The sequence below is a fragment of the Sorangium sp. So ce204 genome (assembly GCF_051526795.1).
In the GTDB taxonomy this organism is placed as follows: domain Bacteria; phylum Myxococcota_A; class Polyangia; order Polyangiales; family Polyangiaceae; genus Sorangium; species Sorangium cellulosum_B.
Window position 1 is genome coordinate 11,710,542 of sequence record NZ_CP150317.1, and the last position, 25,716, is coordinate 11,736,257.

Sequence of the window (25,716 nt, forward strand, 5' to 3'; positions counted from 1 at the left end):
CGGACGCGGCGCCGGCGCTCCTCTCCCTGGCGAGCAGGAACAGATCGGCATCCGAGGAAGCCATGCCGAGGGACCTGACCGCGTCGCCCCTTCAGGCGGCGCCGCTCTCGTGCAACAATCGGTCGATTCCGGTGGGGGCCACGGTATCGGCAGAAGAGATCGAGGCGTCGATCGGCCGCGACGAGGAGGTCGCCTGCACGGCCTCTCTCACCCCATGCGCTCGCCGCGAGGTTTACCCGGCGCCGGGCGAGCTCATGGCGCGCGCGGCGCCCCGCATCGCGCGCGTGGCCGATCTCGACGAGCTCGCTGCGCTCCTGCTGGACCAGGCGATGGAGCTCGGCGCTCGCGCTGCCTACCTGCTCCTGACCTCCGAGGACACCGGCGAGCTCGGGCTCCATTCCCACCGCCACGTGCCCGCCGACATTTGCCTCTGCCTCGCGCGGGTGGCGCGGGGCGCGCCGCTGCTCGATGAATGGGCGGCGAGCTCGGGTCGGGTTCAGGTGATGAGCGATGCGCGCTCGCTCGATCCGGATCCGTCCATGACGCGAGATCTCTGCGCGCGGACCGGCGCACAGAGCGCGGTCTCGATGCCCCTCTGCGTCCGCGATCGCTGCCTTGGCGTCCTCTCGTTTTGCCTGCCCCGCCCTTACCCTTGCGCCGACGTCGATCTCGGCGCGCTCGCCGCGCTCTTCGCGATCGGCCTGGACAGCGCCCTCGCGCGCCGGGGGGGCGCACGGACCTCGGACCGCATGGCCCAGGAGCTCCGACGCGCGAGTCACCTGGAGAGGGCGCTCCGGGAGAGAGAGGAGCGCTTTCGGGCGATCTTCGACGGGGCGCTCCAGTTCATCGGCCTGCTCTCGCCGGAGGGCATCGTCCTGGAGAACAACCGCGCCGCTCTCGAGTTCTGCAGGGCCACGGAGGCAGAGACGATCGGCCGTCCGTTCTGGGAGCTGTCGGGGTGGAGCCCCGAGCACAGGGAGCACGTCCGCGCCGCCGTCGCCGAGGCCGCGGCGGGCCGGCTCGTGCGAGACGAGATCTACGTGAACGGCGCGACAGGGCGGCGCTTCATCGATTTCTCCATCAAGCCCATCACCGACGACCGTGGCAGGGTCGTGATGCTCATCCCCGAGGGGCGCGACATCACCGAGCGCAGGCAGGTGGAGCAGTCGCTCCGCGAGAGCGAGGAGGACTTCCGGCTCACCTTCGAGAACGCGCCCATCGGCATGGCCATCGTCGGGCTCGGCGGGGGGTTCATCCGCGTCAACCACGTCTACTGCGAGATCGTGGGCTACTCGGCCGACGAGCTCTCGCAGCTCCGCTTCCAGGACATCACCCACCCCGACGACGTGGACACCGACGTGGGCCTGGTCGAGCGGCTGCGCAGCGGTGAGATCCCGCGCTATCAGCTCGCCAAGCGATACATCCACAAGAACGGCACGACCATCCACGTCGTGCTCCATACGTCCGTCGTGCGCGACGAGAAGGGCGAGCCCCTCCACTACATCGCCCAGGTGGAGGACGTGACGGCGCGCAAGCAGGCCGAGGAGGAGCGGGAGCGCCTGCTCGCGCAGCTGGACGCCGAGCGGAGGACGCTGCGAACCGTCTTCGACAGCGCGCCCATCCCGCTCCTGCTCGTCGATCGGAGCGGCGCGGAGCGGCTGATCGCCAACCCGCACGGGCGAGATCTCACCGGGGGCGCGGAGGAGCGGGAGCAGTGCGTCGGTCGCGTGCGGCGCCCGGACGGCACCGCCCTCCTGCTGGACGAGCTGCCGTCGAGCCGGGCGATGCGCGGCGAGACGATCCTCGGCGAAGAGCTCCTCGTGGCCAAGGAGGACGGCTCGTTCGGAACCTTCCTCATCGCCGCCGCGCCGATCCACGACGGCGCGGGGAAGATCACGGGCGCCATCGTCGCCGGCGAGGACATCAGCGCGTTGAAGGAGCTCGCGCGCATGCGCGAGGAGTGGACCAGCATCATCGCTCATGATCTGCGTCAGCCGATCACCACGATCCTCCTCAAGGCCTCCCGGCTCGCGACGGAGCCGCAGTCCAGCGACAGAGCGCAGCACATCCGGGCCAGCGCGATGCAGCTCAACCGGATGATCGACGATCTGCTCGACGTCTCCCGCCTCGAGTCGCATCGGCTGGATCTCAGGCAGGTCGAGATCGATCTGCCAGCGCTCATCCGCGCGACGGTGGAGCGGACGGCCGACGCGACGAGGGGACACCGGGTCGACGTCGAGGTGCAGGACGGGGTCCCGCCGCTGCTGGCCGATCCGGGGCGCCTGGAGCAGGTGCTCACCAACCTGCTGTCCAACGCGGCCAAGTACGGCGCGCCCGAGACGCCGATCAGGATCGCGGTGGAACGGCGGAGCGGCGAGGTGTCCGTGGCGGTCGAGAACGAGGGGAAGGGCATCGGGCCGGACGATGTGCCGAGGCTCTTCACCCGCTATTACCGGACGCGCGAGGCGAAGGCAGGAGGCGCCACCGGGCTGGGCCTCGGGCTCTACATCGTGCGGGGGCTCGTCGAGGCCCACGGGGGGCGGATCTGGGCGGAGAGCGCGCCCGGGAAGACGACCTTCCAGTTCACGCTGCCGCTGCCGTAGCGGCGAAGCGCGGACCTGACGCGCTGCCGCGCCGCTCGAGACAGGCGTCAGGAGAGACCGCGGCAGCCTGGTGCCCCTCCTTGACAAATGCCACCGAGGCGCACATTCTTTCCCTGTCGCGGCTCCCCGTCGATGGGAGCGACCTCGGGCGGAGGAGCGCGCCTTCCCAGGTACGGAGTCCATCCATCGCCGTCGCCTCGAGCGGAGGAACACCATGGAACACGACAGGGTCGCGCTCATCACGGGCGCAAACCACGGTATTGGGCTCGAGCTCACGCGTCGTCTGCTGTCGGAGGGCTTTCAGGTCATCGCGCTGAACCGCTCGGGGTTCCCCGAGGACGATGCGCTGATCCGGGAGGGCATCGAGCGCCGGAGGCTCCGTGTCCACATGGCGGATCTGTCCGATTTCGAGGGCCTCAGGCGGGTGCTCGGCGCGATCACCACGAGCGAAGAGAAGATCGACGTGCTGTTCAACAACGCTGGCGGCAGCGCCCCGGAGCTGACCTTCTCCAGGCAAGGCCGTGAGCTGCACTTCGAGCTCCAGACCGTGGTGCCGTACGTCATCGCGATGGAGCTGAGAGGGCTGCTGCGGAAGGGGGATTTGAAGACGGTCGTGAACACGTCCTCCAATGCGTTCGAGATGACGAGGCGCTTCGACCCGGACGCCCTGGAGCGCCCGGCGTCGTTCAAGCAGCTCTTCGGACCGTACGCGACGTCCAAGCTCGCGCTCTCCCTCTGGACGCGTGAGGTGGCGCCGCTGCTCGCGGGGGATGGGATCAAGATCCGGAGCGTGGATCCTGGGCCCAACAACACGCTGAGGAAGGGAAAGCGGTCGGGGCTGCCGTTTTACGTGGAGCCGCTGATGAGGTTCCTGTTCCCGCCCCCGAGCCAGGGGGCTTCTCGGCTTTACGAGGCGGCGTTCGGCGCGAACCGGGACCTCTCAGGCGTCTATTTGAAGAAGGACCGCGCGATGGATCTCCCGTTCCGGGAGCATGGCCCGAGGGTGCTGGAGAAGGTGCGATCCATCCACGAGCGGGAGTTCGCCGCCCTCTGAGGTCCTCGAGACAGCCGCGCCTCGCTGACGCACATCTCCTCTCGCCGGGCGGGCGCACATCACATCTCCTCGAGCTCCTTGCCCTTCGTCTCGGGGATGAAGGCGACGACGAACACCAGCGAGGCCGCCGCGGCGGCGGTGTAGAGCCCGTAGGCGATGCCCAGGCCGGCCGCCTTGAGCGCGGGGAAGGTCGCGCTCACGAGGAAGTTCGCCAGCCATTGCGCGGCGGCTGCGATCGAGAGGGCGAGGGCGCGGATGCGGTTCTCGAACATCTCGCCGAGCAGCACCCAGGTCACCGGCCCCCAGGACGCCCCGAAGCAGAAGACATACAGGTTGGCGGCGAGCAGCGCGGCGGGGCCGGCGGCGCCAGTCAGGACGGGGTTGCCCGCGGCGTCCTCGCCCGCGGCGCCGAACACGGCCGCCATGGCGCCGAGCGTCAGCGTCATGCCGATGGATCCCGCGATGAGCAGCGGCCGGCGCCCGACGCGGTCGACGGTCGCGATGGCGACGAGCGTTGTCACGATGTTCGTGACGCCGGTGATGACCGTGATGGCGAGCGAGCTTCGCTCCGAGAACCCGACCGCCTGCCAGAGGACGCTCGAGTAATAGAAGATGACGTTGATGCCCACGAGCTGCTGGAACGCCGAGAGGCCGATGCCGATCCAGACGATGCGGAGCAGCCCAGCGCGCCCGCGCAGATCCGCGAGCCTGGGCCGGCGCTCGGACGAGAGCGTCCTCTGGATCTCGACGAGCTTCGCCTTTGCTGACGCGCCGAGGAGGCCACGGAGCACGGCGAGCGCCTCGTCCACACGCCCCCTCGCCACGAGGTGGCGCGGAGACTCCGGGATCAGCAGCGCGCCGAGCCCGTAGAGGAGCGCGGGTGGGATGGCGCTCCAGAACATCCATCGCCAGGCCTGTGCCCCGAGCCAGAACGGGCTCGTCGCCGAGCCCGCGGACGTCGCGATGGCGTAATCGCCGAGCAGGGCGGCGAAGATGCCGAGCACGATCGCGAGCTGCTGGAGCGATCCGAGGCGGCCGCGCAGGTGGGCCGGCGCGATCTCCGCGATGTAGGCGGGAGCGACGACGCTGGCCGCGCCGATGGCCACGCCGCCGAGCACCCGCCACGCGCTGAAGTCCCAGGGCGAGATCGCCGCCCCCGAGCCCGCCGCGCTGACGACGAACAGCAAGGAGGTCGCGATCATCGTCCGCGTCCGGCCGTAACGGTCGGCCAGCCTGCCCGCGAGCACCGCGCCGGCAGCCGCGCCGAGCAGCGCCGAGGACACGGACAGGCCCACGGTCCCCGGGTGCGCTGTGAATGCCCTCTCCAGCGCCCCGACGGCGCCGTTGATCACGGCGGTGTCGAACCCGAACAGGAAGCCGCCCAGCGCGGCGACGGACGCGATCAGGGCGATCCGTACCGTCGAGAGGGGCTCCTCGCCGCGTTCATCCCCCTGCCGCGCCGCGGGCTCTGCCATGCCCCCGGTGAACCACGAACCGTGCCGCCGGCCGCCCCGGCGCGTCGATGAGCACGGGCATGACCAGCTACGGCGCCGCCGCCGGCGCCGCCACGATCGCTTCGAGGCGGCCGAGCACCACCTCGAGCCGCTCGATCGTCGCCTTCAGGTCCGCCCGGTACGCTCGATCGTCGGTGTGGACCAGCTCGTCTCGCATCCCCACGAGCCGGGTCGAGAGGGCCGTCCTTGTGTCATCCGCTTCGCGCTCGCTGAGCTCGAGATGCAGCATGCTCATATCTCCTCCTGACGCTGGCCATGTACCTCGGACGAGCGTTCGTTCACGGGTGCTCCCGCGCGGCTGTTCGGGCCGGCGGCCGGCGCCACTCGCCTGCTCGCTCGCCTGGCGTTCGCCGCTGCTCCTTTCGACAGCGCATGAGGTCTGCGCTGCCCGAGGACCGCGAGGGAACATGGTGACGCGACGCCTCGCTGTCATCGGCCGCGGCGATCGAGCAGCGCTCCGGCCCGTTCGACATGCGGCGAGAGACCGATGAGCCCGTGGACCCGGATCGCCTCGACGACCTGCTGCGGGGCGCAGAACATGCAAGCCAGAGGCGTGTAGCCGCGGCGAGGCCACGCCTCAGGATGGGGGAATCATGCAGATGCCAGGACCCGAGGAACGTGAACGGTTTACACAGCAGGAGAGCCCGATCGCGCCGATATCGGGCGCGCGGCGCAGGGCGGAGGAGGAGCGGGAGGCGCCGCGGATCGTGCTCGGCGGCTCGCTCGCCGAGGTGGTGTGCGGCGCGGGGACGATCGTCCTCGCGATCCTCGGGCTGACGGGGTTCATGCCGGGAGAGCTCACCTCGATCGCCACGATCGTCTTCGGCGCCGCGCTGATCGCGCACGGGGGCGCGATCGCCTCGCGCTTCGGCGCCTTGACGCGCACCACGGCGCCCGTCGAGTGGGACACGCGCGCCGAGCTCGGCGGCGGCATGGGCGCGGAGCTCGTCGGCGGCGCGGCGGGCATCGTGCTCGGCATCCTCGCGCTCCTCGGGCTCGCCCCCGGGGCGCTGACGTCGGTCGCGGTGATCGTCTTTGGCGGCGCGCTGCTGCTCAGCGGCGGTACGACCGCGGACCTCGGCGCGCTCGACGTGCGCGGCGCGCACCAGCACCTCGCCCACGTCGCTCGTCAGGCGGCGATGGCCGCCGCCGGCTTGCAGTCGCTCGTCGGCGCCGGAACGGTCGTGCTCGGCATCCTGGCGCTGGTCGGCATCCATCCCCTGGTGCTCACGCTCGTCTCCCTGCTCGCGCTGGGGTTGGCGATCGTCACGAGCGGATCGGCCGTCTCGGGCCGCGCGGCGGCGGCGCTCCGGCGCTGAGCCCGGGCCTCGCAGAGGAGGCCGCGAGCGGCCTCTCCCTCTCCATGCGCGTGTCATGGCCCCGCGCGCTTCTGGATCGACCTGGCCTCGACATGGATGTGCTTCGCATCGGGTCGCTGGCTGTCGCTGGAGGCGCGCGCAGGCTTGATGTAGAAGGCCGTCGAGGCTGGGGGCTGGGGCTGCTGGCTACCCGACCGATGTCGGCCCGATGACGGCGGCAGACGATGGGGATCGAGGGCTGCTCTCCTTCTCGACGGTGATGAGCAGCTCGAAGTCGGCGTGCGGCACGGTCATCCCGGCCAGCTTGCCTCTCCGGTTTTCAGCGTTGTAGTCGAGCACTCCGACCCGTCGCCACGGGGACGCGGAGCTCGGGCGCTGCCAGACGACGAAGTGCGTGCTGCCGGCCTCGATCCGCTCGGGCGGCGAGAGGTGAACGACGTTCACCAGCAGCCGTGTGGTCGCGGCGTCGGAGTCGATGTCGGCGGTGATGTGCGCATCGGCGCCGGGCGCGAGCCGCGTGCCCTTGATGGTTTGCTCGCTCGGGCCGCCGCAGCCCGCGAGCGCCATGCTCGCGAGAAGACCGAGCGTGAGCCCCAGCCGGCCGCCGATCCGTCGTCCCATGTCAACGTGCTTCATATCGCCACCTCGATCGCCTCTCTGCTTCACGGCGGCCCCGCTGTCCCCGTCGGGCGTCGCGTCCGGGCTGGCCGGTGCCACAGCCTCTCGGCCGCAACGTGGTAATTTGAGCAAGCGTCGTGCCGAGGTGGGATGTGCATCGGCGGATGGCGGAGAGACGAGCGCATCCACGACCGCGCCGCCGCGGTGTTCCAGGGGGATGTCCGGCGGCCCGGACGCGCGGCCCGAGGGCGCCGGAGGTCGCTCGGCGCGCGCACAGCTGATATAGCTCCGCCCAGGACATCGCAATGAGTGCCACAACGACTGCTCAGCCTCCCATCGTCTTCATCACCGGTGCCTCCTCCGGCTTCGGCGCCGCCATCGCCCGACGCTTCGCCGGCCTGGGCGCGCGCCTCGTCCTCGCTGCCCGCCGCTACGAGCGCCTGGAGGCGCTCGCGGCGGAGCTCTCGGACAGCCGCATCGCCGGCCCGGCTGGCGCGCGCGCGCCGGCGATCCACCTGATCCGGCTGGACGTCCGCGACCGCGGCGCGGTCGACAAGGCCATCGCCGAGCTCCCGCCCGAGTTCTCCGAGGTGACCGTGCTTGTCAACAACGCAGGCGGCGCGCTCGGGCTGTCGCCGGCGCACCAGGCGAACCTGGACGACTGGGAGGAGATGATCGACACCAACGTCAAAGGCTTGCTTTACTGCACCCGGGCGCTGCTGCCCGGCATGGTGGCGCGCGACCGCGGGCACATCATCAACATCGGCTCGGTCGCCGCGGAGACGCCGTACCCCGGGAGCAACGTCTACGGCGCGTGCAAGGCGTTCGTCGCGCAGTTCTCGCTGAACCTGCGCTCCGACATCCTCGGCAGCCGGGTGCGCGTCACGGACATCGAGCCCGGCATGGCGGAGACGGAGTTCTCGGTGGTGCGCTTCAAGGGAGACCAGGAGAAGGCCGCCGCCGTGTACCGCGGCGTGAAGCCGCTCTCGGCCGAGGACATTGCCGAGTCCGTCGTGTGGTGCGCGATGCTCCCCGAGCACGTCAACGTGAACCGGCTGGAGCTGATGCCCGTGATGCAGGCGTTCGCCGGCTTCGCCGTCAAGAGGAGCTGAGGCGCGCGGCGCGCACGCCGCACGCCGGCTCGATTTTCACGCTACATCCGCCAGCTCAACGGAGCATGACAATCGTTCACGAGAGGCGCGGCGTGGGCGGCGAGGTGAGCACCCCATCGGGGTGCGCGGCCGCGGCTCACCGGTCGGCGCCGATTCCGCTTCCATGACATGAGCACAGCGGCTAGAGTGCCGTCCGCACGTAGCGATGAGCGCTCCGCCCTGCGGGACGCGCTCGTGGACGGGGGGTGAATGCTCAAGCCGCCGCTGCATCTGCTGCACGAGAGGATCGCTCGCCTCCGGGCCATCTCGTTGCCCGCGAGCGGTGCCACGGTGCGGCTGGATCTCAATGAAGGTCCTGTGCCGCTCACCAGCGATGCGCGCCGCCACCTCGCAGAGCAGCTCGCAGGGCTCGCGCTCCGGCGCTACCCCGATCCGCAATCCAGCGCCGTCCGCGAGGCCCTCGCGGCGCGACTCGGCTGCACCGCAGACGAGCTGATCCTGACGGCAGGATCGGATCAGGCTGTCGAGCTCCTCGCAAAGGCGCTGACGCGACCACGCAGGCCGCCCAGCCCGCCCTGCGTGGTTTGCCCCGCGCCGACCTTCTTCATGTACCGCACGATCACGTCCGCCTTCGGCGTGGAGACGATCGACGTTCCCCTCGACGAAGCGTGGGACCTGGACACGCAGCCGATGCTCGAGGCGCTCGAACGGTACCGACCGAGCCTGGTCTTCTACTCGAGGCCGAACAATCCGACGGGCAACTGCTTCACGGAGGAGCGGCTGCGCGCCGTCATCGAGAGCGATCCGGGCGCGCTCCACGTGATCGACGAGGTCTATGGCCCGTTCGCCGGCCATAGCTTGACGGGTTGGTGCGAGCGTTATCCCAACGTCGCCGTCCTCGGCAGCCTGTCGAAGATCGGGCTCGCTGGTGTCCGCGTGGGCTGGATTCGACTGCACCCCGAGCTGCGGCGCGAGGTCGACAAGGCGCGGCTTCCGTTCAACGTGAGCGCGCTCTCGCAGGAGGCGGCCCGGCTGGCGCTCTCCGATCTCGCACCGACGCTGGCGGCGGGCGTGCATCAGCTGATCCGCGAGCGGCATCGCGTGGCTGAAGCGCTGCGGGCGCTGCCCGGCGTGACGCCTTACCCGACCGATGCGAGCTTCCTCTTGGTCCGTTTGCCCTGCGACGCCACCGCGTTCGTGGCGGAGCTCGCGAAGCAGAGCATCGCCGTCTGCAACCTCGACGACCACAGCGGACGGCTCCGCGGGCACGTCCGGATCACGATCGGCGAGCCGAGCGAGAACGATCGGCTGCTCGACGCCTTTCCTCGCGCGCTGGCGCCCGTCGCCGACCGGCGCTTCAATCCCCGAGAAGTGTGACCGTACCTCATTGAGCACGACTCGATGGCAGCACGAGGAGCCAGACCGTTGAACAACTCGTACATCGATGAGATCTATGATGTCGCGATCATCGGCGGGGGCCCTGCTGGCGCCACGCTCGCCGCGCGCCTGAAGCGCGAGACCTCGCTCTCGATAGCGATCTTCGAAGCCGACCGTTTCCCGCGTGAACACATCGGTGAGTCTCTCGTGCCTTCGGTCATCTCGGCCCTCCAGGAGAGCGGCGCCTTGCAGCGCGTCCTCGCGAGCGATTGCTGGGTCAGGAAGGCGGGCGGATATTACTCGTGGGATGCGGTTCGGCCCTGGGCGACCTTCTTCGAGCACAAGGCCTTCGAGCAAGACGGCCACCGCCGCTGGGCGTTCCACGTCAATCGCGCGGAGTTCGACGACGTCGTCCTGCAGCACGCGAAGGCGTGCGGCGTCGCTGTATTCGAAGAAGCCCCGGTCGAGGCGCTGAAGCGTCACGACGGTTATACCGAGATCGACCTCGGCGCGAAGGGCACGACGCGGTGCCGGCTGCTCGTCAACGCCTCGGGTCGGTACAGCATAAGCTCCATCACCGGACCACGCGAGTTCTTGTCCACGTACCGTAACATCGCGATCTGGAACTACATCCGGGGTGGGCGGCTCGCACAGACTCTGCCGGGCGAGTGGAACATCTTCCGGGAGCCCAATGTCTCGCCGATCGGCAGCTTCGCCTTCGAGGACGGCTGGTTCTGGTACATCCCGATCCCGATGACGGTGAACGGCAAGCGGGAGGTCGTCCATTCGCTCGGCCTGGTGACCGACCCGCGCGCGCTGAAGGACAAACGCGATTACAAGTCCTCTTCCGTCTTCATGGAGACCGCGCGGCGCGTGCCGTTCCTGGGCGAGCTCGTGCAGGAGGCCGAGCTCATCTCGGACGACTTCCGCACAGCGACGAACTATTCACGCATCAGCTCCTGGATGTGCAGCTGGTCTCACCGGGAGATCCGGATCGGCGACGCGGCGTTCTTCGTCGATCCGCTCTTCTCGTCGGGTGTCCACTTCGCCATGCACCACGCGGCCGCCGCGGCGGTGCTCGTGAAGGCCGCCTTCGACGCCTCCTTCGACGACGCGACGCGGGCGGATCTCTGGCGCGATTACGATCAGATGCTCCGGAAGCAGGGGCAGGGCTTCGCGCTGGCGATCGACCAGTGGTATAACGAGATCGCGCACGCACACCCGAACAGCGTTTACTGGCGCGAGCGCGGGGCGCGGCCGACGTTCGAGTTCCGCAGCGCCACCTTCCACCACCTCGTCAATGGCACGCTCGACGACGACCTGCTGCAGGTCATCAGCAAAGGCACCAACGACGTCGAGGCGCTGCGCGAGAGCGGCGCGTGGCGGCAGACCATGGCGGTGGTGGAGCGCATGAGGCCGACCGACGAGACCGTCGTCCGCCTCGACCACCGCGTCGTCGCGCGCCGGAGCATCACGCTCGAGCATCCATTCGTAGAGGTCGCCGGTGATCGCCAGGATCCGCGACCGAGGGCGTTCGCGCACGGCCCCTACTGGGATGCGCCCGACGAGCACGCGCACGAGGTCGCCCCCCGGTTCGGCGCGCCCAGCCCTTGCGTGCGGTTTTCCCTCGAAGGGAACGACGACGACGTCCGGATCCTGGGCGCTCGATCCGCGACGCAGCTCGTGGATCGCCTTCGCCAGCCGCGCCGCTACGGTGATCTCAAGGCAGAGCTCTCGCCGAGCGAGCTCCTGCTGGTCGATCAGCTGCTCGTCGCCGGGATGATGGAGATCGTGGCGACGCCGGCGCAACACGGCGTCGAGGCGGGCGCGAACGCGTGAGGCGCTGCGACGCCGCGGACGCGCCGCTAGGAGATCAACACTCGACGCCGGGGAACGTCATGTACGGCACCCCGACGTCGAGCCCAACGCAGAGGAGCAGATGACATGGGACCTTTGGTTGTTTTCATCGCAGGTGGTCTGACGGCGCTGGCATCGAGGCGTCACGTGAAGAAAGCGGCGAAGAAGGCGTTCCGCTCGATCGTCGAGAAGGTCGAGGACGCGAAGCGGGATCTCGACGAGGAACGGAGGACCGACGCTGCCAAGCCGGCGGTGAAGTCGACGAGCGACGATTGACGGCGACGAGGCCGGTCACCACGACCGCAGCGGCGCCGTAGCCGTGTCGGCGAGGCGCGCGCTCGGTCGTCGCTCGATCGGCTACGGCGAACGCGACGCTCCGGCAACGTCGACCCTCCGCGTCGGCCAGCGAATCGTCATGGAGGTCCGAGGTGTGGGCGAGGCTCGCGGGCCTCGGCGCACCTGGGGTCTCTCCCGCGTCGCCGACGCCGCGCGCGCGCGTCGCCCTCGCAGGCATTCGTTCTCGCGCAGATCCTCCAGACTCGAACGGAGCGTTTGATTGTCGAAGGTCCATGCGGTCAAGGCGTACTTCGTGAGGCCTGGAGAGAGCACCTGGGATGTTCCTGGGCTGTGGCGAAACTCCGACCTCGCGCGGCGCATCGAGTCCTCGCTGCGCCGATGTCCGCCGCTGACCCACGCGCACGCGAGCGCCTGGACAGGGCGCGTCCGCGTGAAATACCCGGGCAGGTTCTCCGCCGAGGAGGCGCGCGAGCAGATCGAGGCGGCGCTGCGCGCGAGCGCCGATGGGGCGCCGTCGCAGGATGCCGGGTCCAACGCGCGATCCTCGCCGGCCGGCTCGCTCAGCACTGTCCTGATCGGCGCAGGCATCGCGGCGACCGCCTATGCGACCAAGGCCGCGGCCCGGATCTTCCCGCGTACCGCCGTCCTCGCGGGCCTCGGGACGTTCGTCGGGACCGTCGCCGCGGCGGCGCGCAACAAGGGCGACGACACCGCCGAGACCACGCGCAAGGAGCGCGATCATGCGCTCCGCGAGCTCCTCGCGCTCTCGCGGCCGCACCACCGGACGCTCCAGGCGTCGATGGCGCTGACCGTCGCCGCGCGGGCGATGCAGGTCAGTTATGTCGCGCTCGTCGGCACGCTCACCGACTCGATGATCGCCCGCGACCGCGTGATGCTCTTCGGTCGTCCGGTTCGGTCCCGGCCGCCCAATCTGCTGAAGCTGGGGGCTGCCTCCGTGGCGCTGATCGCCGGCTGCTCGGTCGCAGAGTACTACTCGAAGCTCCTCTGGATGCGCGCGGCCCACCGCGTCATCCACGATCTGCGGTTGACCCTTTACGAGCACGTCCAGAGCCTCGAGATGGACCAGCTCGCCGACGCGAGCCGCGGCAACCACCTGACGCTCCTGAGCGAGGACATCAACCGCATCGAGCTGCTCTTCTCTTCGACGTGGGCCGTGTGGAACGAGATCGCCTACGCGAGCTGCAGCACGGTCGGCTTCTTCCTCATCAATCCTGGCTTCGTCGGCCTCGCCAGCGTCCCGATGCCGGGGCTGCTCTGGTTCGCCCAGACGCTGGAGCGGCGCATCCGGCCGAAGTTCGCCGAGCTGCGGCGGCAGGTCGGCGTCCTCAGCGGCGTGCTCGCAGGGAACGTCGACGGCATCTCGACGATCCGCGCCTTCGCGGCGGAGCGCTCGGCGCGCAAGTGGGTCGAGGAGGCGAGCGCGCGGCTCCGCGACGAGCAAGACGAAGCGGTCCGCCTCCTGACCTCGTACAACCCGGCCGTGCTCGCGGCCGCCAACGGGCTCCGGATGGTCACCGCGGTCGCAGCGGGTTTCCACGCCTCGAGAGGGCAGATCAGCCCAGGCACCTACGTCACGCTGGTCATTCTCAGCACCTCGCTCGCCCTCCCGATGCTCAGCGTCGCGCGCGACTTCCCGCATATTCTGTCGACGCTCGCGTCGGTCAACCGGGTCTTCGAGGCGTTCGATGCGCCACGCGAGGATCGCGACGCTGGGCGCCCGCTGGCCGCCGACGAGGTGCGCGGGGCGATCCGCTTCGAGTCGGTGCGCTTCGCGTACCGGGCCGACGTGCCCATCCTCCAGGACGTCTCGGTGACCATTCCGGCCGGTCGGACGGCCGCCTTCGTCGGCACGACCGGCGCCGGAAAGAGCACGATCGCCAAGCTCTTGCTCCGCTTCTACGAGCCCGGCGCGGGCCGCATTCTCCTCGACGAGCAAGACGTCAGCGCGCTGAGGCGCGGTGATGTGCGTCGCTGCATCGCGTACGTCGGACAGGAGATCTTCCTCTTCAACGGGACCATCGGGGAGAACATCGTCTTCGGGAGGCGCGGCGCGGGGATGGACGCCGTCGTCCGCGCGGCGCGCGCCGCGGGGGCACACGAGTTCATCTCCGCGCTCCCCGAGGGATACGACACGCACGTCGGTGAGCAGGGTCAGAAGCTCTCCGGCGGACAGCGCCAGCGCATCGGTATCGCGCGAGCGCTCCTCGATCGCAAGCCCATCGTCATCCTCGATGAGGTCACCGCGGCGCTCGACGCGGTGACCGAGGCCGAGCTGCTCCGCTCGCTGACCGCGACGCTCGAAGGGAGCAGCGTCGTGATGATCGCGCACCGTCTGTCCGCCGTTCGCCACGCCGACGCCATCCATGTGATGGAGAGCGGTCGCATCGTCGAGTCGGGATCCCACGAGGAGCTGCTCGCCTCCCGCGGCCGCTACGCGACCTACTGGGCGCTCCAGATGCGGAAAGCCGATGCCGGCGGCGCGCCGCCCGAGGGCCTGGACACATGAAGATCACGCTCATCGGCCACGCCTCGATCTTCATCGAGACCGAAGATTGTCGCATCCTGATGGACCCAGTGCTCTGGGACCCTCATCAAGAAGGCTTGTTCGACGTCCACCCGCCCCGGGAGGTCGCGCACGAGCGGGTACCGCCGTTCGACCTCCTCGTCATCTCGCATCGCCACCTCGATCACCTCGACGTGCGTAGCCTGTCGCATCTGCCGCGCGACGTGACCGTCGTCATCCCGCGCGATCCGCTCGTCCAGCAGGCGGTGAGCGCGCTCGGCTTCTCCGATGTGGTCACGCTCGCGCCGCTCACCTCGTTCTCGGCAGGGTCGACGCGGCTCCTCACGACGGCCTCCCGAGCACCCCTCGAGGAGTTCGGGCTCGTCGTGAACGATCCCACCGGCACCTGCTGGAACGTGGTCGATACGAACCTGGACGCGCCCACGATCGATGCCGTGAGGTCCGCCGTGCCGTGGATCGACGTGCTCTTCGCGGCATGGCAGCCCATGCACGAGGTCAGCTTCCAGTGGAACACGCCCATCGACTTCCCGAGCCGGCCCTACGCCGAGCTGCTCGCCCACATCGCGCGGATCGCGCCGCGCGCGGTCGTCCCGGGGTCGAACGGCTTTCGCTATCGCGGCGCGTCCGCGTGGTTGAATCGCGTCGTCTTCCCCGTCTCGCGCGAGCGGTTTTGCGCCGATGTCGAGCGCAGCTTTCAATCGGGCACGGTGGCGGCGCACCCGATGGATCCCGGCGACGTCATCGAGATCTCTTCCGGGTCGACGCGCGTGCTCCGCGGCCACTCGCCCTTCGTGGCGTCGCTCGCGCCCGCCGGGGGCGAGCTCCGCTTCGTACCCGTCGACTTCGACGGCCGCCTCGTCGATCCGAACCCCGACGCGCTCCCCGCCGCCGAGCTCCGGCGCGCGGTGGAGCAGGAGCTCGGGGTCGATCTCCCGCGCTTTCTGGAGTCGGCCGATCCGACCTTGTGGCGCCCGCATCGCGAGCGGCGGGAGCTGCAGCAAATCGACGTGGTGTTCCCCGAGGAGCGCCTGAGCTGGCTCGTCGATTTCACCCCGGGGCGGCCGCGCGTCGCGCGAGGAACGAGCCCCCACGCGACGATGTGCTCGCTCATCACCGCATCGGCCCTGCGAGGGCTCATCTCCCGGACCCGCACATGGGATTACGCCATCATGGGTGGCTTCTATCGGCGCTTCTCCTTGATGCCCAGCGACGAACCGACGGCCGATCCGCTGCGCGTTCGATTCCCGTCCAGCGAGCTCCGGGAGGCCGTCCTGGCGCTGGAGTTGGCCCGCTGGTCGAGCGCTCGCCCGCTCTCCTCCGGACGGGGCGCGTGCCCTCTCCGATTCCATCCCTCCCCGCCGCCTCGCGCCGCTTCGAAAGGTGACTCATGAGACTCCTCGGCATCTACGTCGGGCTCCACGACAGCAACCTGTCCCTCTGGGCGGACGGGGAGCTGCGCTACGCGAAATCGGAGCGAATCACCGGCATCAAGCATCACCAGGCGGCGCTCTCGTTCGTGCGCGAGACGTGCGCGCGCTGGGGCATCCCGGCGGTGGACGCCATCGCCTTCTCCGACGGGAACCGCAACCAGCTCGGCTCGTGCGAGCTCGGGCAGTTCTGGAAGGAGGTCCTCCCGGTGCCTGCGTTCGGCGACGCGCGGACCTTCTGCGTCGATCATCACTACGCCCACGTGCTGAGCAGCTGGCCCGTGGTCGACACCGCGCAGGTCGAGCTCGGGTTCGCCATCGACGGGCGCGGCGACCACGAGGCGCGCAAGACCGTGATCGCCCGTCCGGGGTCGCTCAGGCCCGAGCTCGTGCACCAGAACCCGACGCGATCCTTCGGTCGATTGCTCGAGAGGATCGGAGAGCTGATGGAGCTCCGCGCGACTCCGGGCAATGAGAACGACCTCGCCGGAAAGGTGATGGGCGCACAGGCGTACGGCGAGATCGACCACGACTTCGTCGCCTCCGTCGGCCTCGACGGGCTAGGCGAGCGCTGGTATGACGCCGTCGACGTCATCCCCTGGCGCGGCCGGCCCCCCGCGGAGACGCCTGGTTTCTTCTCGTTCGACAACCCGAGCTTCCGAGACTGGCTCACGACCGTTCATCACCTCATGGCGCTGCACACGGTCGACCACTTCTCGCGGTTCGCGCGGCGAGACATGGAGATCGCCTATGCGGGCGGCTGCGCGCAGAACGTGGTGATCAATGAGGAGCTGTTCCGTCGCTTCCCGCACATCCGCGTACCGCCGCACTCGTACGACGGAGGGCTGTCGCTGGGATGTCTGGAGCTCCTCCGCATCCAGCTCGGGTTGCCGCGCTTTTCGACCGACGGGTTCCCTTACTGGCAAGACGACGAGGCCGCGTCGGCGCCGACCGCCGCGACCATCGAGCGTGCCGCCGAGCTGCTGGCCCGCGGTCACATCATCGGATGGTTTCAGGGGCGCGGCGAGGTCGGGCCGCGCGCGCTCGGCGCGCGCTCGATCTTGATGGACCCCCGGCTTCACGACGGGAAGGATCACCTCAACGCGCGCGTGAAGCACCGGGAGCCGTGGCGGCCGTACGGCGCCAGCGTTCTGCTCGAGCACACGTCCGACTGGTTCGAGCTGGAGGGCGAGAGCCGCTACATGCTGCGCTCGGTGGCGGTGCGCGCCGATCGTAGAGCCGAGATCCCGTCCGTCGTCCACAAGGACGGGACGAGCCGGATCCAGACGGTCGGCGCTGATGCGCCGGCGCACTACCGCGCGCTGCTGGAGGCGTTCCACCGCCGAACCGGCCTGCCGATGCTCCTCAACACATCGCTCAACGGCGGCGGCAGCCCGATCTTCTCATCGGAGGCGCAGTGCCGCGATCTCTTCGCCGCGGTCGACATCGACGCGATATTCATGGGAAACGACGCGCTGTCCAAGGTCGATTGACGGAGCGGGGGCTCAGGCGCTCAGGAGGACACAAGCCATGCTCACGTGCGGTGCTCATGGTAGTAATCGGGCACGCGGGGGAGATCGGCTTTGCGCATCGCCGCGTCGGTGACGACCTCCGCCCAGTGGACGAGCAGATGGCGAGATCCCGCGAGGCTGCCCGCGCCGAGCAGCCCGCTCCTCCCGCTGACGCGCGCGAAACGGAGGCGACGCTGGGCGGCTGGGCTGAGCTGGCTCCATAGCTGCTCAGGGATGGGGCGCCGGTAGTCACGATCGCTCATGCTGCACTCTTCGACCGTGCGCCCCAGCACCGATCCCAGCTCGAACAGGCGGCGGTGCTCGACCGCCGCGCCGTGCCCTCGGCCGAGGCGCCTCACCTTCAACGCTGCCACGGCGCCCAGATCTGCGAGCAACCGGAACGGCACGGCCGTGGGCGCGACACAATACAGCGAGAGCGTGTGACGCGGGGTGCGGGTCAGGTTCGGCGTGCCGCGGTGCACCAGCCGGTGATCACGGATCAGCACCGAGCCACGCTGCATCAGCAGCCTGCGAGGGACGTTCTCGCGCACCACGCTCTGCAACGCCTGCGCCCCGAGGGCGAGCGGGTCGGTGGAGAACGGAGCCAGGCCGCCGTCGCGCGCGAGGCGGTGCGTGCCGGGCCAGACCTCCATCGGGCCGTTGTCCGCCGTGACGTCGACGAGCGGAATGTTGATCGCGACGCTGAATCGCGTGAAATCCTGGTGAGCCGTCTGATATCCCGAGTCGGGATAAGGTGTGTCCGACGCCATCAAGTAATACACCCAGTCGGGCCCCATCAGCGCGTCGATGACGCCGGTGATCTGTGCATTGTCGATCAGCTCCGGGTTCAGGAAGGGGCGCCGGGACGGAAGGTGCATATTCCAGCGGTTGATGTCGTGATTCCCGCCTTCCGGTCGGAAATGGTTCAGCACGCCGTCGTTCCGCTCGACGTGCTCCCCGCGCCCCGCAGGGACGAGCCCGTAGCGCGCGACCTTGGCCTCCAGCAGCGCGGCGAAATCATGCCGCAGCTCGTCGACGAAGGCGGTCGAGAAGACGTCGTCGAGGATCACGTAGCCCTCGGACCGGAACGCGCGCGCGGCGTCGTCGGCGCGCGACGCGCGCGCGTCCACCACGCGCTCGCCGGCGCTCGTCCATGCGCGCTTCTCCCTCGACGACGCGATGATCGCCGGTGCGAGGGGCTCTCGGAGCCAGCCGCCGAGCATCTCGACCCCGGCCCGCCAGTAGTCGGGACCGACGCGGAGCGCCCCCAGGCACGGAATATCGGCGACGTGCTCGCCCATCACCCACAGGTGCCGCGCGAGGACGAGATCGTCCAGCGCTTCGAGCTCCCAGGCTTCGAGCTCTCGCGCGCGACGGTAGCCGGCGATCAGGTCGCTGCCTCGCGCCATCGCCTCCGCCGGCGGGACGCCCTTCCGCCGCAGGATCCAGAGATACACGGCGAGGTCGTAGGCGAACCACCCGGGACCGCAGAGGTCCATGTCGAAGAACACGGCCCGGCCGTCGTCGAGGACGTGGTGATTCTCACCATTGCAGTCGCCGTGGATGACGCCGTAGGCATGATCTTGCGGCAACGATTCCAGCCGACGCTGGACGCGCTTCGCCAGCTGCTCGATCCACGCGAGCTCATGCGAGAGCCCGAGCGAGCGCAGGTGCGCGTCGATCCGCTCCATCGGCCTCGTGACGAGGAGCTCGACCCCCAGCGCGGGGCGTGCGTGGTCGGTCTCGAACCCCCGCGTGGCCAGGTGCATCTCGCCGATGCACTGCCCATATCGCGCGAGGCGATCGCCCCGCGACCAGTCGGCCTCGGCGCCGTCCGCCCACGTGAAGAGCGCGAGATCGCGCGGTCCCTCGGGCGCGTCGACGGTCCCCAGCAAGCTGCCGTCCCGGCACGTCAGCGGCGCGGACACGAGCACGCCCCGCTCCGCGAGGTGCCGGACCCAGCTCAGCTCGAACAGGTGCGCGCTGCGCGCCCGCTCGGGGCGAGTGACGTACAGGCGACACACATAGCGCGAGCTCGGCGTCTCCACGAGATAGGTATCGTTATCGCCGACGGCCATGAGCCGCGCGCGAAGAGCGCCTTCGAGCGGGTATTCCTCCTGAACGCGGCGCGCCACCTCGTCGGCTGAAAGCAGCGACCTCACGACGGTCGTCATACGATACCTCCCGAAATCGACAGATTACACCCCACCCGCTCCAGCAGCGCAGCGACCTTCGGGCGCGACAGCACCCACGCGTCGTAGGCCGCATGGAGCGTCACGTCGCGGGATCGGGCATCGACCGACGCCGTCAGCGTCAGCGCGAAATGCCACACGTTGCGCGCGCGGCGCGACCGGACGCGGAGCGTGCCGGGCGGCTGTCGCTCGTGGTGAAAGTGCGTGAAGTTGAAGCAGACAGGGAAACCACGGGCCCCGCCGTCGGCGAACAGATCCGGATAGAGCCAGGCCCCGCGGCGCTCGCCCTCGCGGAGCTCTTGGTCGACGGCGGCCGCGGTGGCGGCGCGATCGCCGATCGGCGCCACGACGGGCACGAGCGTCCAGAAGAGCCCAGCGGCCTCGAGCGCGGCGTCGAGGCGCTCCGAGCGGCCGTTGGTGACGACCCACGCGCTGCCGACGTCGGTCTTCGCGTCCTCGGCGAGCGCCCGCAAAACAGCGCTCAAGCAGATCGCCTTGACCGAGGCGCTCGCATCGACGACGAACGAGCCCGCAGGCAGCACGCGCGAGAGCTCCGAGAAGCGCGGTCCAGGCTCGGCGGCAGGCGCGGGCGCAGGGTACGGCCGCGGCGGCAGCCGCCTGGCGACCTCCGACCAGTAAGCACGCGCGGCGCCGTCGCGCAGGCGCTCGGCCTCCAGCGCGACGAGCTGCCGCGCCGCCGAGAGCGGCGCGGGATCAGGGAGCTGCTTGCCCGCGCGTAGATCCGCGTAGTCCGACCACACCGCGTTCTCGAACGCCACGGCCCCCCAGCCGTCATCGACGGCGTGGTGGGTGACCATGACGAGCGCGCACGCGTCGCCGCGCCTGCGGAGGAGCATCACGCGGCACGCGGGCTCGCCGGCATCGAAATCGAAGGCCCGCGCCATCGTACGCCGCGTGATCTCCTCGACCGCGTGATCTTGCGCATCGCCCGCGAGGTGCGACAGATCGTGCTGCTCGATGACGACCGCGTCGACCGGTCGCACGCGCTGATGCCAGCGCCCGTCGGGACCTCGCGCGAACGCCACACGGAGCGCGGTCTGCCGCGCGAGCTGCCGCCGGATCGCGGCGCGCAGCGCGCCCACGTCGAGCTCGGGGTCTTCGAGCTCCCAGACGGTGAAGCCGTGATAAACAGCGTCTTCCGAGGCGTGGGCGCGACCTGCGTCGAGCATCAGCGATTGCATCGCCACGGCGGGGTAGAAGTCGAGATCCCCATCGCGCGCGAGGAGCCGGCGCGCCCCCTCGTCCACCTCCACGGCCAGCGGGTCGAGGCGCTGCTCGTCGCTCCGGCCTCCCTCGAGGTGGGCCGCGCAGCTGGCGATCGTCGGATGGCGGAAGATCTGCGCGGCGCTCACCCGCACGCCGCGCTCGCGAAGCTGGAGCACGAGCTGGATCACCTGGATCGAGTTGCCTCCCACGCTGAAGAAGGAGTCGAAGATGCCTATCTCCGTCGTCGCGTCGAGCACGACCGTCCACGCGTCCAGCAAGACCTGCTCGAGGAGCGTGCGCGGGGCGGCCGCCGCCTCGCGGCGACGCTCGACCCGGACCATCGCCGCGAGCACATTGCGATCCACCTTGCCGCTCGCGTTCGCCGGGAGCGCATCGAGCACCACCCAGCGACCCGGGACCATGAAATGGGGCAGGCGAGCCCGCGCCGATGCCTCGATGTCCGGGAGTTCGGCGGCGGTCGGTCCGACCACGAAGGCCGAGAGCTCGGCATCGGCGCCGCTCCCGATCACGAGCACCACCGCCGCGCTCACGCCCCGGTGCAGCGCGATCACCCGCTCGATCTCTTCGAGCTCGACCCGGTAACCTCGAATCTTCGTCTGCCGATCGGCGCGGCCGAGGAGGACGATGTTGCCATCGGCGCGCCATGCCCCACGATCGCCCGTTCGGTACATCCGGTCGCCGGCGCGGAGAGGGTTCGACGCGAAACGCTCGGCGGTGAGCTCCGGACGGCCGAGGTACCCCGCTGCCACCGACGGACCGGCGATATGGATCTCGCCCGGCGTGCCCACGCCGACGAGCTGCCGGTCTGCGTCCAGTATCAGGATCTCCACGTTCGCCATCGGTCGCCCGATGGGAACAGGGCCGTTTGTCACCGTCTCATCGAGACGCGACTCCGCGTCGGGCTCGTAATACGCGCTGTCGATGGTCGTCTCCGTCGTGCCGTAGCTGTTGATGAGCCGGGTGTCCGCGTGGATCCGGGCTCGAAGCGCGTGATGATCGCTGAATCGCCACGTATCGGATCCCACGACGAGCAGGCGGAGGAACGGCAATCGCTGGTCGACGCTCTCCAGGTGACGCCGGAGCGCGTTGGCGATCAGGGGCGTCATCTCGACGAAATCGACGGAGTATCTCTCGATCAGCCGGACGAGCGCGGCCGGGCTCACCCGCTCGTCGTCGGTGGCGACGATCAACGTACCGCCCGCGAGGAGCGAGCGCCCCAGGTCCCCCACGGAGACGTCGAAGCAGAAGCTCGCTAGCTGCAGGACCACCGGCCGATCGAGGCGATAATCGTGGCGCCACATCTCGATCGCGTTCCAGAGGTTTCCACGCGTGACGCCGACCGCCTTCGGCTGCCCCGTCGAGCCTGAGGTGGTTATCGCATAGGCGAGCGCATCGGCCCCCGGCTCGCGGAGGGCGGCGAGGGCGACCTCGCCCTCCGCCGCCGGCAGCGCGAAGGGGTCCAGGATCGTGATCGTGTCGATCCCGATCTCCGCGGCGAGCGCGGCGCGCGTGACGATCACCGCGGCCGCACACTCGTCGAGCGAGAGGCGCACGCGCTCGGGCGGCAGCCCGGGATCGATGGGGACGTAGGCGCGGCCGATGCTCAGGACGCCGAGCACGACGGCGAAGAAGGCCGCAGAGCGTTCAAGCATCACCGCGACGGGGCCGCCCGCGTCGATCGGCGCGCCCCGCCGCGCCTCGATGCACCGCGCGATACGACACGACCAGCCAGCCAGCTCCGCATACCCGAGGCGCTGGTCCCCGCAGACGATGGCCGTTCGAAGCGGATCCGTCGATAGGACCGCTCGAAAACGCGCGAGGAGATCGCCCGGCCCGTCGCTCGGCAGCACGGGTCCCCGGGAGAGCGCGCGAATCGTGGCGAGCTCCGCCGGCGGGAGGAGCGGCAAGCTGCTCAGCGGGGCCGTCGGATCGCGGTGAACCTCGTCCATCAGCCGGAGAAGACGGGCGGTGAGGCGCTCGACGCGATCGACATCGAACAGATCCGTCGCGAATTCGACCTCGATGAGCAAGCCGTCGTCGGACTGCACGAAGTCGAAGCTGAGATCGAACTTGCTCGTGCCAGTCGGGACGTCGATGCGTGCGCAGGAGATGCCGTCGAGCGCGAGCGTCCGGTCGTCCTCGCGCTGCAGGGCGACCATCACGTCGAAGAAGGGGGCACGCGACGGATCGCGCGGCGGTCGCAGCTCGTCGACGACGCGGTCGAAGGGGAAGATGGCGTGCGCTTGCGCGTCGATGCACGCCGCGCGGAGCTGCTCGACGAGCTCGACGAAGCCCTTCGCGCCGTCGACGTACGATCGCAGGACGACAGTGTTTACATAGAAGCCGATCTGCTCGCGGAGCGCCGCGTGGTCGCGCACCGCCAGCGGCGCTCCCACGGCGATGTCGCTCTGCCGCGTCTCACGGAACAAGAGCACCTTCACGAGCGCGGTGAGCACGGTGAAGAGCGTCGTGCCGCAGCGCTGGGCGAGCTGCATGAGGCGCCGCGCCTGTTCGGGCGAGGTGCGCCTCGTGGTGACGCGCCCGGCGTACGAGAGCTGGGGCGGGCGCGGGCGATCGGTGGCGAGCTCCAGCGCGCGCGGGCCGCCGCCAGCGCCGAGCTGGGATCGCCAGTACTCGGCCGCGGCGCGCCCCTCCGGGCCGTCGACGCGACGCCGGCACCATGCGGTGAAGTCTTTGAGCTGGAGCGACGCCGGCGTGAGCGAGGGCGTCGTTCCATTCCGGAGCGCGTGATAATCGTCCTGCAGCTCGCGCGCGATGACGCCCATCGACCACCCATCACACACGATATGGTGGATGTTGAGCACGAACAGGCGGCGCCTCGGCCCTGCGCGCAGCAGCGACGCGCGCACCAGAGGGCCGGCGGACAGATCGAACACATGCCTCGAGGCGCGCGCGGCGAACGCCTCTCCTTCGATCTCTCCCGCCCCGTCTTCGCAGCACCAGTCGACGCGCGGCTCGGGATCGACGATCTGCGAGAGCTCCGTGCCGCGCAGCGCGAACCGCGTGCGCAGCGCATCGTGGCGCGCGACGACGCTCTCCAGGGCGCGCCGCAGCGCGAGCTCGTCGAGCTCGCCGTCGAGCCACGTGACAGATGTTGTACGCCGAGAGCCCGCCCGCGGCCCGGTCGAGCAGCCACAAGCGTCGCTCCGCGTTCGACGCGGGGTACCACGGCACCGGCGGGACCTGCGGGACCTCGACGTCCGTCGAGGCGCTCTGCGAGAGCGCCCCCGCGACGTCGCGCAGCGTGGCGCCGCCGAGGAGCGCCCTCACCGGGATTTCTCGGCCGAGGCGCGCGCGCAGCTCCACGATGAGACGACCGGCCGTGAGGCTGTCGCCGCCGGCGCTGATGAAATCGCCCTTGAGGTCGGCGGGGGCGCCCAGGACCTCTTCGACCAGCGCGAGCAGCGCCGCCTCGACGGGCGTCGCAGGCCGCTCCACGCGCGCCGCGCGCTGCGCGTCCAGCGCCTGGATGCGCTCCAGATCGATCTTGCCGTTGGGCGTCCGCGGCAGCTCGTCGACGACGATGATGCGGCTCGGGATCATGTGCGCGGGCAGCTCGCGCGCGAGCGCGCGCCGGAGCGCCGAAGGATCGAGGCTGGCGCCGCCGAGCACGCACGCGATGAGCCGGCGCGAGCGCGCGTCGTCGCCAACCGGCACCACCACCGCGCGCGACACACCGTCGAACGATTGGAGCACGTGCTCGATCTCTTCGGGCTCCACACGGAAGCCCCGCACCTTCACCTGTCGATCGACGCGCCCCTTGAAGACGAACACGCCATCAGGGCGGCGATATCCCAGGTCGCCCGTGCGATAGGCGCGCTGGCCAGCGAGCGTCGGATGAGGCACGAACCGCGCCTCCGTCAGATCGGGGCGGTTCAGGTAACCCCTCCCGACGCCGGCGCCGGCGATCCAGATCTCGCCGACGCGCCCGGGCGGACAGACGCTGCCATCCGGATCGACGATGAGCATCGAGGCGTTCTGGACGGGTCGTCCCAGCGGGACGCCTTCGGGGAGCTGCTCACCGTCGCGGACCTCGTAGTATGACGTGCAGATCGTCGCCTCGGTCGGCCCATACGTGCTGAAGTATCGACAGACGCGCGCGTAGTGGAGCGCGTCCTCGACGATCGCCGCGTCTCCTCCGGTGTTGACGAGACGCAACGTAGGCATGGGCCTCCTGCCGAGCGTGTTCAGGTATGCAGGTGGCATCGATAGCAGCGTCGCCCTTTGGGCGTTGATCCAGCGCGTCATCGCCTCTGGATCGGCGATGAGCTCGTCCGGAGGTACGAGCACGCAGGCGCCGGTGGCCCACGCCGTGAAGAGCTGAAACATGGACGCGTCGAAAGAGAGCGAGGTGACCAGGAGGAGCCTGTCGTCCTGTGTGACGTCGAAGGCCTTCACGTGATCGAGGACCAGATTCAGCAGCCCTCCGTGCTCCACCATCACCCCCTTGGGGCGCCCCGTCGAGCCGGAGGTGTAGATGATGTACGCGAGCGAGCGCGGCGCAGCGGGCGCGTTCGATCGATGCAGCGGGCGACGCAGCAGCGGGCCCGATGGCGTGTCACCACCGGCGATCTCGACGATCTCGACGCCCCGGGGGGCGCGCGATCGGCTGCTCGCCGCGGCGCAGACGATCGAGGCTCCGCTGTCGGAGAGCATGTACTGGACGCGATCCGCTGGATAAGCAGGGTCGATGGGAACATAGGCGTATCCGGACGCGAGGACCGCCAGCGTCCCGATCAGCCCCTCCGGCGATCGTTCGGCGAGCACGGCCACGGGCGCTTCGTCCGGCAACCCGAACGACTCCAGCCGTCGCCGCGTGGCTTCGGCGCGCTCCTCGAGCTCGCGATACGTGATGTGCCGATCGCCGGTCGAGATGGCGATACGATCGCCGCTGCGACGCGCCTGGATGGAGAAGAGATCGACGACGTCCTCTTGCGGCCGCGCATCGAGCTCGATCCGCGGGCTCGGTCCGACCTCGCGCGGATCCTTCATCCTCGTCCTTCCGCCGTCGACGAGGGCCG

Annotated in this window: 15 protein-coding genes and 1 pseudogene; 10 read left to right on the forward strand and 6 right to left on the reverse strand. The window is 69.8% G+C overall.

Annotation, left to right across the window (positions count from 1 at the left end):
• Window positions 1-62 precede the first annotated feature (62 nt).
• Complete coding sequence (locus WMF22_RS44235; protein ID WP_438033623.1) at window positions 63-2,603, forward strand: PAS domain S-box protein; 2,541 nt, start codon at window positions 63-65, stop codon at window positions 2,601-2,603.
• 214 nt (window positions 2,604-2,817) lie between these two features.
• Window positions 2,818-3,657: an SDR family NAD(P)-dependent oxidoreductase gene (locus WMF22_RS44240; RefSeq protein WP_437295917.1), complete on the forward strand. Its 840-nt coding sequence runs from the start codon at window positions 2,818-2,820 to the stop codon at window positions 3,655-3,657.
• Window positions 3,658-3,716: 59 nt separating this feature from the next.
• Here the strand turns inward: WMF22_RS44240 and WMF22_RS44245 are convergent, their stop codons facing one another.
• Both WMF22_RS44245 and WMF22_RS44250 read right to left on the reverse strand, forming a co-directional pair.
• The gene (locus WMF22_RS44245; protein ID WP_437295918.1) at window positions 3,717-5,132 is read right to left on the reverse strand and encodes a sugar porter family MFS transporter; all 1,416 of its coding nucleotides are present in this window, start codon (window positions 5,130-5,132) and stop codon (window positions 3,717-3,719) included.
• 67 nt (window positions 5,133-5,199) lie between these two features.
• The gene (locus tag WMF22_RS44250) at window positions 5,200-5,406 is read right to left on the reverse strand and encodes a hypothetical protein (protein WP_437295919.1); all 207 of its coding nucleotides are present in this window, start codon (window positions 5,404-5,406) and stop codon (window positions 5,200-5,202) included.
• A gap of 358 nt (window positions 5,407-5,764) precedes the next feature.
• On the opposite strand from WMF22_RS44250, the gene WMF22_RS44255 reads away from it, so the two are divergent.
• Window positions 5,765-6,490, forward strand: a complete 726-nt coding sequence (locus tag WMF22_RS44255) for a hypothetical protein (protein ID WP_438033624.1) — start codon at window positions 5,765-5,767, stop codon at window positions 6,488-6,490.
• Between the two features lie 186 nt (window positions 6,491-6,676).
• Here WMF22_RS44255 and WMF22_RS44260 read toward each other — a convergent pair whose 3' ends face one another.
• Window positions 6,677-7,126, reverse strand: coding sequence for a hypothetical protein (locus tag WMF22_RS44260; protein WP_437295921.1), 450 nt, complete (start codon window positions 7,124-7,126; stop codon window positions 6,677-6,679).
• Window positions 7,127-7,413: 287 nt separating this feature from the next.
• Here WMF22_RS44260 and WMF22_RS44265 point away from each other — a divergent pair, with 287 nt between their 5' ends.
• The 7 genes from WMF22_RS44265 (at window position 7,414) to WMF22_RS44295 (ending at window position 17,216) form a co-directional block, all read left to right on the forward strand.
• A complete protein-coding gene (locus tag WMF22_RS44265) occupies window positions 7,414-8,220 on the forward strand; it encodes an SDR family oxidoreductase (protein ID WP_438033625.1) in 807 nt (268 codons plus the stop codon).
• Between the two features lie 249 nt (window positions 8,221-8,469).
• Window positions 8,470-9,597: a pyridoxal phosphate-dependent aminotransferase gene (locus WMF22_RS44270; RefSeq protein WP_437295923.1), complete on the forward strand. Its 1,128-nt coding sequence runs from the start codon at window positions 8,470-8,472 to the stop codon at window positions 9,595-9,597.
• A 48-nt stretch (window positions 9,598-9,645) separates the two neighbouring features.
• The gene (locus WMF22_RS44275) at window positions 9,646-11,436 is read left to right on the forward strand and encodes an NAD(P)/FAD-dependent oxidoreductase (RefSeq protein WP_438033626.1); all 1,791 of its coding nucleotides are present in this window, start codon (window positions 9,646-9,648) and stop codon (window positions 11,434-11,436) included.
• Window positions 11,437-11,601: 165 nt separating this feature from the next.
• Window positions 11,602-11,730 carry a hypothetical protein gene (locus tag WMF22_RS44280; protein WP_437295925.1) on the forward strand — a complete coding sequence of 43 codons (129 nt, stop codon included), beginning with the start codon at window positions 11,602-11,604 and terminating at the stop codon, window positions 11,728-11,730.
• Window positions 11,731-12,010: 280 nt separating this feature from the next.
• A complete protein-coding gene (locus tag WMF22_RS44285) occupies window positions 12,011-14,278 on the forward strand; it encodes an ABC transporter ATP-binding protein (RefSeq protein WP_438033627.1) in 2,268 nt (755 codons plus the stop codon).
• Window positions 14,275-15,687, forward strand: coding sequence for an MBL fold metallo-hydrolase (locus WMF22_RS44290; protein ID WP_438033628.1), 1,413 nt, complete (start codon window positions 14,275-14,277; stop codon window positions 15,685-15,687). The genes WMF22_RS44285 and WMF22_RS44290 overlap by 4 nt, the downstream gene beginning before the upstream one ends.
• A complete protein-coding gene (locus WMF22_RS44295) occupies window positions 15,684-17,216 on the forward strand; it encodes a carbamoyltransferase C-terminal domain-containing protein (RefSeq protein ID WP_438033629.1) in 1,533 nt (510 codons plus the stop codon). The genes WMF22_RS44290 and WMF22_RS44295 overlap by 4 nt, the downstream gene beginning before the upstream one ends.
• Window positions 17,217-17,257: 41 nt before the next feature.
• Here WMF22_RS44295 and WMF22_RS44300 read toward each other — a convergent pair whose 3' ends face one another.
• The 3 genes and pseudogenes from WMF22_RS44300 to WMF22_RS44310 all read right to left on the reverse strand — a co-directional run.
• Window positions 17,258-19,408 (reverse strand): phosphotransferase, encoded by a 2,151-nt coding sequence (locus WMF22_RS44300; RefSeq protein ID WP_437295929.1) that lies wholly within the window; start codon window positions 19,406-19,408, stop codon window positions 17,258-17,260.
• Window positions 19,405-23,748, reverse strand: coding sequence for a non-ribosomal peptide synthetase (locus WMF22_RS44305; protein ID WP_438037331.1), 4,344 nt, complete (start codon window positions 23,746-23,748; stop codon window positions 19,405-19,407). Before WMF22_RS44305 ends, WMF22_RS44300 begins: the two co-directional genes overlap by 4 nt.
• Window positions 23,749-23,974: 226 nt before the next feature.
• Window positions 23,975-25,687: pseudogene (locus WMF22_RS44310) on the reverse strand (non-ribosomal peptide synthetase); the annotation flags it as partial.
• Window positions 25,688-25,716: the final 29 nt, after the last annotated feature.